Origin of the sequence: Devosia equisanguinis (genome assembly GCF_900631955.1) — a bacterium.
GTDB classification, from domain to species: domain Bacteria; phylum Pseudomonadota; class Alphaproteobacteria; order Rhizobiales; family Devosiaceae; genus Devosia; species Devosia equisanguinis.
The window spans coordinates 136,134-150,194 of record NZ_UZWD01000023.1; the positions used below are offsets into that span (position 1 = coordinate 136,134).

Here is a 14,061-nt window from a genome sequence, read left to right on the forward strand (position 1 = left end):
TTTTCCGGAGACCCCAGATGAGCAAGAACCGCATTCCCTTCGGCCTGATGCTGCATGGTCCGGGCGGCCATATGAACGCCTGGAAGCATCCCGCCGGCCCCGCAGATGCATCAGTCAATTTCCAGTTCCTGCTGGAGCAGACCCTGAAAGCGGAGGCCGCCGGCATCGCCTTCGCCTTCGTGGCCGACGGGCTCTATATCAACGAGCAGTCCATTCCCCATTTCCTCAACCGCTTCGAGCCGATTGCCCTGCTGTCGGCGCTGGCGGCGACGACGAGCACAATTGGTCTCGTTGGCACGCTTTCGACCTCCTATAGCGACCCCTTCACCGTCGCGCGCCAGTTCGGCTCCATCGACCTGATCAGCAATGGCCGTGCCGGCTGGAATGCTGTGACCTCGCCCCTCGAAGGCTCGGCCCGCAACCATGGCCGGGTGCAGCATCCCGATCACGCCCTGCGCTACGAGATCGCCGGCGAGCATATCGAGATCGTCAAGGGCCTCTGGGACAGCTGGGACGACGATGCCTTCCCGCGCGACCGCAATACCGGGCGCTTCGCCGACTTCGCCAAGCTGCATCGCCTCAATTTCAAGGGCAAGTTCCACTCGGCTGAAGGGCCGCTCAACATCCAGCGCTCGCCACAGGGGCAGACCGTGCTGTTCCAGGCTGGTGGCTCGGTGGCAGGCATTGATCTGGCGGGCCTGCACGCCGACGCCGTGTTTGCCGCCTCCGGCTCCATCGAGGAAAACCGGGTGCTGACGCAAAAGCTCAAGCAGAGCGCGGTGGCCCATGGTCGTGGTGCCGATGCGCTCAAGGTCTTCCCGGGTATCGGCGTTATCGTGGGCTCGACCGAGGAAGAGGCGGAGCGAAAGTATCAGGAGATCGCCGGCCTCGTGAATATCAACGAGGCGCTGGCCTATCTCGGGCGCTATTTCGACCACCACGATTTCAGCCAGTATGAGCTGGACGCCCCCTTCCCCGAACTCGGCGATATCGGCCGCGAGAATTTCCAGTCCGGCACCGACAAGATCAAGGCGCGGGCCAAGGAGCTGGGCCAGAGCCTGCGCGACGTTGCGCTGGAACAGACCACGCCGCGCAGCGAGTTCCACGGCACACCCCAACATATCGCCGACCGGATCGAGGCCTGGGTGGATAGCGGCGCGGCCGATGGCTTCGTGCTGGGCTTCCCGGTCTCGGCGGCGGGCTGGGCGGATTTCGAGGAGCACGTCCTGCCGGTCCTCGAACAGCGCGGTCGTCATGTCCGCGAACAGGTCGGCACCACGCTGCGCGACCATCTCGGCCTGCCCTTCCGCGAAAGCCGCTACGCCCTGCCTGCCGAAAAGGCGGCGGGCTGACCACCGCAGCGGCGGCGGGCCGAGGGTCTGCCGCCGCGTCTCCCTGACCCGATGCCGAGGCTCCGCCATGACCGAGCGCTTTATCCATACCAGTGCCGACGACCCCATCGCCCTGCCCCTCGTCGAGCAGCTCACCTACGAATATCAGAGCCGCTATGGCGATTATTTCGAGGAAGGCGGGGCGGCGGTGGAGATGAACCGCTATCCGCCCGAGCGCTTCGGCGCGCCTGACGGGGCTTTCGTGCTGTTGCTGCGCAACGACACCCCGATCGCCGGCGGGGCGTTCATGCGCTATGACGACACCACCGCCGAGCTCAAGCGCGTCTGGACCGATCGCGACCATCGCCGCCAGGGCCTGGCGCGAAAAGTGCTGGTGGAGCTCGAAGAACAGGCGATCCGGCTCGGCTATACCCGCCTTTATCTCACCACCGGCTTCCGCCAGCCCGAAGCCCGCGCCCTCTATCTGCGCAGCGGTTACCGGGCGCTGTTCGATCTCGAGGCCGAGCCGGAAACCATCCAGATCCTGGCATTTGAAAAGCAGCTGCTGCCCGTGACGGCCGGGCTTCTTCCCGGTGGAAATGGCAATGCGCTTCAGCCTCTTGCGGCGGGCAATTAGTTTCCGCCAACCCTAAAACTCAGAATGGCGTCACTTCCCGACGGCGTCGGTGACGACATAATATCTACTAAATCTGTAGACTAAAGGTGCAAATCATGGCCTCCATCACCGACACTGGCATTGAAGCGCATGAGCGGTCGGCGCCGCGCGACCTGCAAAGGCTCAAGATCGTGCCCGCCCGTCATCCCTGGCGCGTCGCCGGCACGATCTTTGCGGCTGTGGTCATCGCCATAACGCTGCATTCCATCTTCACCAATGAGCGCTGGGGCTGGGCGGTGTTCGCCCAGTATTTCTTCTCCGAACCGGTGCTCGCTGGGCTCGGCCGCACACTGCTGCTCACCGGCATCTCGGCAGTGATCGGCTTCCTGCTCGGTGGCTTGCTGGCCTTCGCGCGGGTATCGAAATCGCCGCTGCTGTCCGGCCTGTCATGGGGCTATATCTGGCTGCTGCGTTCGGTGCCGCTGATCGTGCTGCTGCTGGTGCTCAACAATCTGGGCTACCTCTATGCCAGCATCAATATCGGCGTGCCGTTTACCGATATTCTCTGGGCGCAGTTCGACACGGTGCAGACCCTGAGCCCGTTCTGGGTCGCCATTATCGGCCTCAGCCTCAACCAGGCGGCGTTTTCGTCGGAGATCATCCGCGGCGGCATTCTCTCGGTCGACCAGGGCCAGCATGAGGCGGCTGCAGCTCTGGGACTCAGCCGCTGGCGCCAGGCGAGCCACATCGTGCTGCCCCAGGCCATGCGCGCCATCCTGCCCTCGGGTTTCAACGAAATCATCGGCCTGGCCAAGGCCACCTCCATTGTCTACGTCCTGGCCCTGCCCGAACTGTTCTACACCGTGCAGGTGATCTACCGGCGCAATCTCGAAGTCATCCCGCTGCTAATGGTCGCCACTGTCTGGTATCTGGTCATCATGGTGGTGCTGTCGGGCTTCCAGTATCTGATCGAGCAGTATTATTCGCGCGGCGCCAATCGCGAGTCCCTGCCGCCGCTGGTGGACCGACTGTTCCGCGCCATTGCCCGCAGAGATCGAGACGTCGCGCCCGTCGCCGCCCCCCTCTCCGCCAATGCACAGCGCCAGTCCGGCTTTGCCACCGATCGGGTCGGCGGCGAGATTGCCATCCACGCAGTCAACAAGTTCTTCGGCACCAATAAGGTGCTGGACGGCGTCGATCTCACGGTTGGCTCGGGTGAAGTGGTCGCCATTATCGGCCCCTCCGGCGCCGGCAAATCGACGCTGTTGCGCACGATCAATCACCTGGAGCGCGTCGATACCGGTATCGTCGCCATCGACGGGGAACTGATCGGTTACGAGCGCCGCGGCGACGCGCTGCACGAACTCAAGGAGCCGGCGATCCGCCGCCGCCGCGCCGGTGTCGGCATGGTGTTCCAGAATTTCAATCTCTTCCCGCATCTGACCGCCCTTGAAAACGTCATCGAAGCGCCGGTTTCGGTGGCAGGCGTGCCGCGCGACGAGGCGATTGCCCAGGCGCGCGACCTGCTGGCCCGCGTCGGCCTGGCCGACAAGGCAGATGCCTATCCGCGCCATCTCTCGGGTGGCCAGCAACAGCGTGTCGCCATCGCCCGGGCGCTGGCCCTCCGCCCCAAGGTGCTGCTGTTCGATGAGCCGACCTCCGCGCTCGATCCCGAACTGGTGGGCGAAGTACTCGACGTGATCAAGGAACTGGCCAAGTCCGGCACCACCCTTGTAATCGTCACCCACGAAATCGGCTTTGCCCGCGAAGTCGCCGACCGCATCGTCTTCATGGAAGGCGGGCGGGTGATCGAAATCGCGCCACCCGAACGGCTGTTCAGCGCGCCGACCCAGACGCGGACGCGCGAGTTCCTGGCCAAGGTCCTCTAGCAAAACCGCAATCCCCGCCATCCCCAACCTTAATGCCGGTGAGCGGCAGGATGGCGCACGTCCCCAAAACCCCATCAAAGGTATAGAAAATGCTTCCCAGACGATCCTTCCTTGCGCTCGCCAGCGCCGCCCTGTTGCTCACCGCCGCCCCTGTCGCGGTCTTCGCCCAGGCCTTCGACCTCAGCCCGGATCCTGCCAACCGGCTGCATGCCGAAAAGGTCGATGCGATCGCCGCACAGCTGCCGGCGGATTTCAAATATGCCAAGGACGGCGTGCTCAGCATCGCCATCGCCGCCGGTGCGCCGCCGATCTCCACCTATGCCACCGATGGCGCCACCGTAGTCGGCTTCGACCCGGATCTGGGCCGGCTGGTGGGCGAAGTTTTGGGCCTGCCGGTCGAAATCGTACCGATTGCCTGGATCGACTGGCCGCTGGGCCTCACCGCCGGCAAATATGACGCCGTCATTTCCAATGTCGGGGTGACCGAGGAGCGCAAGGAGAAGTACGACTTCTCCAGCTATCGCAAGGGCGTACACGGCTTCTACGTCAAGGCCGACAGCCCCATCACCGCTATTGCCGAGCCCAAGGACATTGCCGGGCTGCGCGTGATTACTGCCTCTGGCACCAACCAGGAGCGCATCACGCTCGAATGGGATCGGCTGAACCGGGAAGCCGGCCTGGCCCCCGTGGAAATCCAGTACTACGACGATGACGCCGCCGCCTCGCTGGCTATCGCGTCGGGGCGCGCCGATGTCGAGCTCAACCCCAACGCGCCACAAGCCTACAAGGCCGCGATTACCGGTGAGACCAAACTGGTCGGCACCATCAGCTCCGGCTGGCCCAACCCGGCCGAGGTCGGCGTCACCACACGCAAGGATAGCGGGCTGGCTGAGCCGGTAACGGCCGCCATCAACCATCTGATCGATACCGGCCTCTACGCCCAATTGCTGGAGCAGTGGAACCTCACGCCCGAAGGCGTCGAGCAGTCGCAGACCAATCCGCCGGGGCTGCCAAAGCCCTGAGCGCATGGCGCGGGCGGTTCTCTTCCCTGGCCGCTCGCGCCCCACTCCTTCCAGCATTGCGAGGAAAAAATGACCCAGGAGATCACCAGGATCGGGTTTCTCACACCCGGCAATTTCGACAATGCCAACCCCTATCCCGGCATCGAAGGCACGCTGGAGCTGATTGGTTTCGGCGAGCGGCTGGGCTTTGACAGCGCCTGGGTGCGCCAGCGCCATCTCGAGCCCGGCATCGGCTCGGCCGCAGTATTTCTCGCCGCCGCCAGCCAGCGTACCAGCCGCATCGAACTGGGTTCAGCAGTGATCCAGATAGGCTATGAAAGTCCGTTCCGGCTGGCCGAAGACCTATCCATGGTCGATGTGCTGTCGCGCGGCCGGCTCAATGTCGGCCTTAGCGCCGGCGTGCCGCCGCACAGCCAGCTCATCGGCCATCTCGTCCATGACGGCGACTGGACCCAGCACGATCTCAGTCACCAGCGCATCGCTCGTTTCCGCAACCATCTCGATGTCGCCTATCTCGGCGACGACGACATTTTCGTGCAGACGCCCTTCGGCCGCAGCGGCCGCGACTGCAGCCGCATGCTGCGGGGCTGGCGGATCGCCTCTGGTATGGCGCGGGCTCGCAGCTTTCGGCACGCTGGGCCGGCGAAAACGGCTTCAACCTGTTGACCGGAAACGTCATCTCGGGCGAAGGCACCGACGATTTTCATGCGGCCCAGATCAACCTCATCTCCACCTGGCGTGCGGCGCTTGGCGACAAGGCTGGGCGCGTGGCGCTGGGCCGGGTAATCGTCCCCACCGATTCAGCGCCCGCTTCCCGCATTGCGAAATACCAGGCCTATGCGACCGGCCGCCTCGAGCGGACGCTGAGGCCACAGGGCGAACGCCGAACGCTGTTCCCGCGCGATCTCGTCGGGCCGGCCGAACAGATCGTTGAATGGCTGCGCGATGACCCGGTCCTGCCGCTGGTGGACGAATTGCGGCTCGAGCTGCCGTATGAATTCGCGCTCTCGGAATATGAGCAGATCCTTACCGACACGATCACCCGCATTGCGCCTGCTCTCGGCTGGTCCGCGCAAGCGTCCGCCATCGCCGCCGAATAATTCCGGCCCGGTGCGGGCGCGGCACCGGGTTCGTTCCCTCCCTCACGCGCAAGGACATGACAGAATGAAACACCACGTCAGAGGCTTGCTCACTGGTATCGCCCTCCTCACATTGACGAGCGCCGGGCATGCCGCCGAATTCGATATCAGCCCGGAACAGCCCGGACGTCTCAAGGCCGAGCCGAATGCCGAAGCCATCGCTGCCATCCCGGCCGACTTCAAGTTTGCCGCAGACGGCAAGTTCACCGTCGCGGTGTCGCCCTGGGATCCGCCGATCGCCACCTATGCCACCGACGGCGCCACTGTCGTCGGTGTCGATCCGGACCTGGCTTCGCTGATCGCGGATTCGCTGGGGCTCGAGCTCAACCTCGTCGCCACCGCCTGGGCCGATTGGCCGCTGGGCGTCACCTCCGGCAAGTATGACGCCGTGATTTCCAACGTCACCGTCACCGAGGAACGCAAGGAGAAGTTCGATTTCTCCAGCTATCGCCAGGACGTGCTGGGCTTTTACGTCCGCACCGACAGCCCGATCCAGGAGATCAAGGAGCCCAAGGACATTGCCGGCCTCAAGGTGATCACCGGCGCGGGCACCAACCAAGAGAAGATCATCCTGGAATGGGATCGCCAGAACGTCGCAGCCGGCCTGGCGCCCATCGAGGTGCAGTATTACGACGATAGCGCTGCCAGCACCCTGGCGCTGCAGTCGGGCCGCGCCGATGTCGAATTCAACCCCAATCCGACATTGTCCTATTCCTCTGCAGTCTCCGGCGACACCCGCCTTGTTGGCGTGCAGAGCGGCGGCTGGCCGGTCAAGGCCGAAATCGCCGCCACCACTCGCAAGGGCTCGGGCCTGGCCGACGCCATCACTATCGCCATCAACGGGCTGATCGAGAACGGTCTCTACGCCCAGACGCTGGAACGCTGGAACGTCAGCGCCGAAGCGGTCGAGGCCTCGCAGACCAACCCGCCCGGCCTGCCCAAGAGCTGACCGGCATTTCGGCGACCGGCACCGCGCCCGGTCGCCGCTTCCCTTCCCAACTTTGAGGCACTGAAATGAACTTGACCGTCCGTACGCTGACGGCAGGGCTGTTTCCGATCTGACCGCCGCCGCGGACGCCGAGAATAACGTCGTCAGCACCACACTGCTTAACCGAATCTATCAAATTCTGATCTGGGCGTGGCGAAGCCGGCGCTCTGGTGCCCCGGCTGGCGACGAATGGTTCGCCAAGGATGGCGATCCAACACCTGGATGTTCAAGATCGGCGAGACTGTGGCCTATTCCGACGGCGCTGCCCTTCGCGCTAAATGACAAGAGCCCGCGCGCCTCCGGGGAGGACGCGGGCTTTGGGGTGGAAGTATCGATTGCGCTAGGCGCTGAACGGGTCGCGATTGGGGAGCAATTGCTGGTATTGCCCGTTCCAGTAGAGCAAGGGCGACTGGCGGTCGGCGACATCGGCACTGCGCACACGCCCGAACACCAGAGCGTGCGAATGGCGCTCGATGATTTCGTCGACATCGCAATCGAGCACTGCCAGCGCGGCGCTGAGCCCCAAAACACCACTGTCCAGCTGATCCCAGTCCCAGCCGACATAGCGGTCATTGCCCTTGATGCCCCCGCGACCGGCGAAACGGTCCGCCACGCCACTTTGCGCCTCGGTCAGGATATTGACCGCAAAAGAAGCGGTTTCCCGCAAAACCTGCCAGGACGACGACGCCTTGTTGAGGCTCACCAGAATGACGGGGGGATCGACGGAAAAGGATGACACCGATGTGGCGGTGAACCCGGTCCGCTGCGGACCATTGCCGACGGTGATGACGCTGACGGCACCGGCCAGATTGCGCATGGCCAGCTTGAAGGCGCTGACATCAACCGCCGGTTTGTTGGCCGGCAGGAAGTTTGCGATATCGACGATCGACACGAGACCTCTCCAAAACTGCGCGCCATGATTGGCGTTTGGAAAGAGTAGCGGCCCCTTCCCGGAGCCGCGAGATCGGCGCGGAGCACAGTTTGTTACCGGACGGCAGAGGCGGAAAATATATATCTACTAAATCTATAGACTTATAATCATCGCACTTTACTCTGGCCCTACACCCGTTTCGCACACTCCTCTTTGGTGACCGCCTTGGCTGACGACACTCTCTATCTCATCGCCCCCGATTTCCATGTTCCCGGCCGCGAGGACGGGCCGTTCGTGTGCCCGTTCTGCAACCAGATCGAGGGGCTTCTGGCCAGCTTTCCGCAGCTGGCGCTCGATATCGAGGTGGTTCGCGTGCCCTTCCCCCGCCCACGCGCCGCCGTAGTGGCCCTGGTGGGCGAAGAGAACCAGGCGCTGCCGCTACTGATACTGGGCGAAGACCCGCCGGCCGATGCGCACCAGTACGGCGACATCCGTTTTATCGCAGATACCGACCGCATTCTCGACCTGCTTGCCACTCGCCACGGCTTCCCGCGCCTCCTCCGCCCACTGACGCAACCGGTGGAGGCCTAGAAGGCCGGCGCGTGATTACACCATCAGCGTCTTGTCGAGCCAGAGCGCGAATCCGCCCTTGAAGGCATTGGCATTGTCGCCTCGCCGGGCCTTGGGTGGCAGCGCATCGAGCCTCGTGACATTGCCGCCGCCGATGACCACATAGTCCGGCTCGAGCGCGGCGGTCAGCTGCTCCACGGCGGCAAAGACGTGCTTCTGCCATTTGTCATGGCCGCGCTGTTCGAGGCTGGCTTCGCCGAGATAGTCCTCATAGGTCCGGCCCTTGCGGTAAGGCAGATGCGCCAGTTCCATAGGCTGGGCGACATTGTCGACGATCATGGCGGCACCCAGCCCCGTGCCGAGGCCGAGGAACAGCATGCGGCCACCCTCATAGCTGCCGATGGCCTGCATCAGCGCATCATTGACGATGCGGACCGGCTTGCCAAAACGCTTGGCGAAGTCGAACCCGACCCAGCCGGGGGCCAGATTATGCGGATCGCTCAGGACCTTGTCGTGGACCACCGGGCCCGGATAGCCGATGGCCAGGACGTCAAAGTCGAGACCCGCGGCGAGCTTTTCGACGGCGTCGGCCATGCCGGCGGCGTTCATTTTCGGTCCGGAGACAGCCTTGCGCTCCTCACCTCCCGCGCTGGTGCGGATTTTGACATGCGAGCCGCCGATATCGATGGCGAGGACGGTGAGGTTGTCAGTGTCCATGGACGATCACCCCTTCCTTGCCGGGGTCGACCCAGCCGCCAGGCGGTTCGAACCCGGCCATGGCCTCGACCGGCCCCCAGCTGCCAGGCTTATAGGGCGCCGGATCGGTCCGCCGCGCCAGGACGGGATCGACAATGCGCCAGGCGAGTTCGGAGGCATCCTGGCGGGTGAAGAGCTGGCGCTTGCCGTCCATAGCATCGCCGATCAACCGCTCATAGGGCATCATGTCGTCGGTGGTGTCATCGACCGCGTCGAGTTCGACCGGCTCGCCGACCATGTCGCTGCCCGGAGCCTTGCGGCGGGCGCCAATGCCGATCATCACCTGGGGGCCGACGCGGAAGCGAACATAATTGGCCTGTGACTCGGCCACATCGTCGAACAGGGCCACCGGTGGCTTGCGGAAGCGCACCACCACCTCGGTGGCGCGGACCGGCAATTGCTTGCCGGCGCGGATGTAGAAGGGCACATCCTTCCAGCGCCAGGTATCGACGAAAAGGCGAACGGCAGCGAAGGTCTCGGCCTTGGAATCAGGGGCGACGCCGGGCTCGTCCAGATAGCCCTCGAACTGGCCGCGCACCACATCGGCCTCGGTCAACGGCCGCATGGCCTTGAGAATCTGCACCTTTTCGTCACTGAGATCGTCGGAAGCGCTGGTGACCGGAGGCTCCATGGCCAGGAGCAGCAGCACATTGACCAGATGGTTCTGGATCACGTCGCGAATACAGCCGACCTCGTCGTAGAACTTGCCACGACCGGCAATGCCGAAATCCTCGGCCATGGTGATCTGCACGCTCTCGACATAGGTGCGGTTCCACACCGGCTCGAGAAAGCCATTGGCGAAGCGGAAATAGAGCAGGTTCTGCACCGCTTCCTTGCCGAGGAAATGGTCGATGCGGAACACCGCCTCTTCGGGAAAGGCACGATGCAGGACGGCGTTCAACGCCTGGGCGGATGCAAGGTCATGGCCGAAGGGTTTTTCCACCATCAGCCGGGACTTCTTGGCGATACCGGCTGATTTGAGGGCGTCGATGACGGTGCCGAACAGCGAGGGCGGGATGGCCAGGTAGTAGAGCGGATGCGCGGCGCCGCCCAGCGCCGTGCGCAGTTTTTCGAAGGTCTCCGCATTCTTGTAGTCGCCGCTGACATAGCGCAACTGCGCCTTGAAGCGGGCGAACACGGCTTCATCGACGCTGCCGAACTGCTTGATGATGCCGCTGCGGGCGCGCTCGGCCAGCTTGTCGATATCCCAGTCGTCAAAGGCGACCCCGACAATAGGTTCGTTGAGATGGCCGCGCCGCACCATCTGGTAGAGCGAGGGCAGGATCATCTTGTGCGCGAGGTCGCCGGTGACGCCGAACACCACCAGCGCGTCGGAGCGATCGAGCAATGGCTTGGACATGCTCATTTCTCCTGATGGCCGCCGAAGGAATAGCGCATGGCCGACAAGAGCTTGTTGGCGAACTCGTCATTGTCGCGCGAGGCAAAGCGATTGAACAGCGCCGAGGAAAGCACGGGCGCGGGCACGCCGGTTTCGATGGCCGCCTGCAAGGTCCAACGGCCCTCGCCGGAATCGGAGACCTTGCCGCCGAAGCGCGACAGCGTGGCGTCGTCCTTGAGCACCTGCGCGGTCAGGTCGAGCAGCCAGGAGCCGATGACGCTGCCATGGCGCCACACTTCGGTGACGGCGGCAAGATCGATGTCGAAGCGGTAATATTCGGGATTGTGCAGCGGCGCGGTTTCGGCGTCAGCATCGCGCTTTTCCTTGCCCGCATCGGCTGCTTTGAGAATGTTGAGGCCTTCGGCATAGGCGGCCATGATGCCGTATTCGATACCGTTATGAACCATCTTGACGAAGTGGCCGGCGCCGGCCGGACCGCAATGCAGATAGCCCTGCACCGCTGTATCGGTTGTCCCAGACGTGCCGCCGGAGCCATCCGCCCCCGGAGCCAGCGAGGCCAGAATGGGATCGAGCGTTTTGACGGGCTCCGTGCTGCCGCCGATCATCAGGCTATAGCCGCGCTCCAGCCCCCAGACGCCGCCACTGGTGCCGACATCGACATAGGCGACGCCCTTGGGCGCCAGCTCGGTGGCGAGGTCCACGGCATCGCGATAGTTGGAATTACCACCATCGATCAGGATATCGCCCGGCGCCATCTGGGCGGCGATCTCGCGGGCAATGCGCCCGGTGATCGCGGCAGGCAGCATCATCCAGACGGCGCGCGGGCCATTGAGCTTGCTCAGCAGATCGCCCATATCGGTGGCGCCGATAGCGCCCTCGGCCACCAGGGCGGCAATATTGGCCGGATTGACGTCATAGACCACGCATTGGTGTCCCGCCCGCATCAGGCGCCGCACCATATTGGCGCCCATACGGCCCAAACCGATCATTCCCAGCTGCATAGAAAGCTCCTGTTTGACGCTTATTCGCTGACGCGCTGAACCGCGAAACGGTTGTCATTCCAGCGATTGTCTTCAAGCCAGAGGAAGGTGAACACCACCGCCCTGCCCGGCCCGAGATTGGATATGTCGAGATCGGCCACATGAGTTCCAAGGCCGCTATCGCGCGTTTTCGTGTCCGTAGGCTGCTGCCAGTCATCCAGCCCCCAATGAACCAGCGCCGGCGCCGGCAGTTCGAGCCGCAGGCTTTTGCCCGCCGGCACATGAGTGATGGCATTGTTTAGCCGCCAGATGCGCAGGTTTGATGGCGAAGTGCCGGCGACATAACGCGCATGGGTCTGCGGCGGCATGTCGAACACCGCGCCATCAGCCAGCGAGCGCAATAGCTTGATGTGCTCTGCATGCGCCCAGACCAGCGGCATGGCGCTGCCGGAGGGGCGGCCGCGAAACAGCTCGCGCCGGGGCACATCGTCGGCGTCCCAACTCTGCTCGGGCAACAAACCCTCGACACTGGCGGAGGCTTCGAGCGTTCGGAGGAGGCTTTGCGCATTTTCGACGCGGCCGCCAGCAAGCTCGTAATGCGCGCGTTCGCCGGCCAGCAGCGGCCAGGCCCGGCCCTGCCCGGTGCCATCAAAGGCTTCGCCGCTTTCGTGTTCTCCATAGCCATCGCCGGTATAGCGATACCAGAGCGGTCCTTGCGGCAGCTCCACCTTGAGGGTGGCGTCGAGCATCGTCACCGTGTCGAGGATACGCGGATCATCGGCTCCGCGCAGGCCGAAGCGCACCAGCGCCAGAGCATCCGGGCTCAGCACCTGGCGGGAGGGCAATGCCGACTTGCCGAGCACCTGGTTGCGAATGACCGTGACGCCGGAGCCGGCATCGGCGATATCGGTAGCGACGTCGTTACCCATGCGGACATAATAGCCGGCGACGCCAAGCGCCGGGTCAGGGTCACGAACATAGGTCCAGTTCTCGATCTGCTCGTTCCAGCAATCGGCGGTTTCGCGCAGATGCGTTGCGGCAGTGGCGTCATCGAGCAGGTCGGCCGCCGCCAGCAGCGCCGCGATTTCGACAGCGAGCGTGAACGGACTATAGCCGCCATCCTCTTCCCAGCGGTCCTGTCGGCTGGCCGGACCATTGGCGACGATGTAGCCGGCAGCGCGGCGGATCATCGGCAGATAGCGCCCAAGCGCGGTACCATCGAGCACGCCCTTGCGGCGCAAGAGATCGGCCAGCAGGATCGGAAAAGCGCATTCATCCATCTGCACGCCACGCCAATAGGGCCGCCCATCCAGCCACATATTCTGCGCCCAGCGGCCGGAGGCCAATTGCACCTCGCGCAGATATTCGAGAATGCTGAGCGCCTCGCGCTCGTCGCCCGCCGCGAGGAAACCGCCGGCGGTTTCGACCAGGTCGCGCGGCCACACCAGATGGTAGCCGCCCATGTCGTCGTCGCCCTTGGTCGGGCCCCAGGGGATGGAAAGGCTGGCCACCACTGCACCCGGCCGGTCAACCGCGCGGTGGCTGGCGAGCACGGCGGTGGAGACACGGTAGGCATTGATCGCGCCGGATCGCAGCTGGTCGAGTGGCTTGAGGCTCTGTTGCCAGCCGCGCCAGTTGTTGCAGTAATCGGCGAACGCCCGATCCCAGCCTTCGCGCAGGCTGGCCCCCACATTGGCACCCGCCTCGGTTTCGGACTGCCCGAAACCCACGACCAGCTCGACGTTGTTGTCGCCATCAAAACCAATCTCGGCGCAGAGGGCGACATTGCCGTCATCGGCGCGCTGATATTGCGGTTCGAGCCGGCCATTGCGGCTCAATTGCTGATAGCCGTCCGAGACACCGACAAAGCCGACCGAGCGGCTGCGCCAGGGCAAGGAACTGCCCAGCGCCAGATAGCGGGAGCGCCCGCTGGCATAGAGCAAGGTGATGTCGCGCTGCTCGCCGATCCAGGCGGAATTGTCCATGCCGGCATTGACCAGATGCGGGGCCAGCAGCGCATAGACTCGATAATCGGCGAGACTGCCCACCAGCGGGGCAAATGTGACCTTCTGGATGAGACTGGGCCGCGCCGGATCGGAGATGACATGTTTTTCGATGCGGTAGCGACCATCGCGCGAGCGATTGCTGACGGAAAAGGCCGGAATGCCATCCTCAACCTGACGTGTGGTGCTCTCGCAGTCGCGCTTCTCCTCGGAGAAATAGCCATCCGGTCCCACCACCAAGAGCTCGAAATCGCGGGTGCAGGCGCTGTCGACGCGCGGAAAATAGACCTCGTTGACCACGCCATGGCTGAGCGTGAACCAGAGCGGGGAATGCCGCGACAACGCCGTGCCCACCCCGCTCTTGGCGCTCGAGGTCCAGCGGGGCGCAATCCCCGGCGCGCCGGGCGCAAAATCCAGCATGGGGTCGGACGGTAGACGCATGGGAAGTCTTTCGGATCAGAACAGAACGCTGGCAGGATGCTAGCGCGAAAACGCGTCGGCACAATGGACGTTGCTCGCAAATGGATACGGATCGC

The 14,061-nt window shown here is 64.0% G+C and carries 11 protein-coding genes and 1 pseudogene; 7 read left to right on the top strand and 5 right to left on the bottom strand.

The features are described from left to right. The first annotated feature begins 17 nt into the window (after nucleotides 1-17). From DEVEQU_RS08415 to DEVEQU_RS08440, 6 genes and pseudogenes are all read left to right on the top strand, one after another. Nucleotides 18-1,352 carry an LLM class flavin-dependent oxidoreductase gene (locus tag DEVEQU_RS08415; RefSeq protein ID WP_126150137.1) on the top strand — a complete coding sequence of 445 codons (1,335 nt, stop codon included), beginning with the start codon at nucleotides 18-20 and terminating at the stop codon, nucleotides 1,350-1,352. 67 nt (nucleotides 1,353-1,419) lie between these two features. Further along, nucleotides 1,420-1,968, top strand: coding sequence for a GNAT family N-acetyltransferase (locus DEVEQU_RS08420; RefSeq protein ID WP_126150138.1), 549 nt, complete (start codon nucleotides 1,420-1,422; stop codon nucleotides 1,966-1,968). A gap of 95 nt (nucleotides 1,969-2,063) precedes the next feature. After that, nucleotides 2,064-3,836 carry an amino acid ABC transporter permease/ATP-binding protein gene (locus DEVEQU_RS20265; RefSeq protein ID WP_126150139.1) on the top strand — a complete coding sequence of 591 codons (1,773 nt, stop codon included), beginning with the start codon at nucleotides 2,064-2,066 and terminating at the stop codon, nucleotides 3,834-3,836. A gap of 89 nt (nucleotides 3,837-3,925) precedes the next feature. Then, complete coding sequence (locus DEVEQU_RS08430) at nucleotides 3,926-4,858, top strand: ABC transporter substrate-binding protein (protein WP_126150140.1); 933 nt, start codon at nucleotides 3,926-3,928, stop codon at nucleotides 4,856-4,858. 69 nt (nucleotides 4,859-4,927) lie between these two features. Then, a pseudogene (locus DEVEQU_RS08435) lies at nucleotides 4,928-5,958 on the top strand (LLM class flavin-dependent oxidoreductase). 64 nt (nucleotides 5,959-6,022) lie between these two features. Then, nucleotides 6,023-6,946 (top strand): ABC transporter substrate-binding protein, encoded by a 924-nt coding sequence (locus DEVEQU_RS08440; protein ID WP_126150141.1) that lies wholly within the window; start codon nucleotides 6,023-6,025, stop codon nucleotides 6,944-6,946. 379 nt (nucleotides 6,947-7,325) lie between these two features. Here the strand turns inward: DEVEQU_RS08440 and DEVEQU_RS08445 are convergent, their stop codons facing one another. Continuing rightward, nucleotides 7,326-7,877 carry a flavin reductase family protein gene (locus DEVEQU_RS08445; protein WP_223214151.1) on the bottom strand — a complete coding sequence of 184 codons (552 nt, stop codon included), beginning with the start codon at nucleotides 7,875-7,877 and terminating at the stop codon, nucleotides 7,326-7,328. 204 nt (nucleotides 7,878-8,081) lie between these two features. Between DEVEQU_RS08445 and DEVEQU_RS08450 the strand changes: the two genes are divergently transcribed. Then, entirely contained in the window at nucleotides 8,082-8,447 is a 366-nt protein-coding gene (locus DEVEQU_RS08450; protein WP_164550327.1) for a DUF3088 domain-containing protein, read from the top strand. Nucleotides 8,448-8,462: 15 nt separating this feature from the next. Here the strand turns inward: DEVEQU_RS08450 and DEVEQU_RS08455 are convergent, their stop codons facing one another. The 4 genes from DEVEQU_RS08455 to DEVEQU_RS08470 are packed head-to-tail and all read right to left on the bottom strand — an operon-like array spanning nucleotide 8,463 to nucleotide 13,966. Continuing rightward, nucleotides 8,463-9,143: an ROK family protein gene (locus tag DEVEQU_RS08455; RefSeq protein WP_126150143.1), complete on the bottom strand. Its 681-nt coding sequence runs from the start codon at nucleotides 9,141-9,143 to the stop codon at nucleotides 8,463-8,465. Next, on the bottom strand, nucleotides 9,133-10,542 hold the full coding sequence (gene zwf / locus DEVEQU_RS08460; protein WP_126150144.1) for a glucose-6-phosphate dehydrogenase: 1,410 nt from the start codon (nucleotides 10,540-10,542) through the stop codon (nucleotides 9,133-9,135). The genes DEVEQU_RS08455 and zwf overlap by 11 nt, the downstream gene beginning before the upstream one ends. Before the next feature lie 2 nt (nucleotides 10,543-10,544). Continuing rightward, nucleotides 10,545-11,567 carry a phosphogluconate dehydrogenase (NAD(+)-dependent, decarboxylating) gene (gene gnd / locus DEVEQU_RS08465; protein WP_386849541.1) on the bottom strand — a complete coding sequence of 341 codons (1,023 nt, stop codon included), beginning with the start codon at nucleotides 11,565-11,567 and terminating at the stop codon, nucleotides 10,545-10,547. Continuing rightward, on the bottom strand, nucleotides 11,564-13,966 hold the full coding sequence (locus DEVEQU_RS08470) for a glucan 1,4-alpha-glucosidase (RefSeq protein ID WP_223214152.1): 2,403 nt from the start codon (nucleotides 13,964-13,966) through the stop codon (nucleotides 11,564-11,566). The genes gnd and DEVEQU_RS08470 overlap by 4 nt, the downstream gene beginning before the upstream one ends. Nucleotides 13,967-14,061 lie beyond the last annotated feature (95 nt).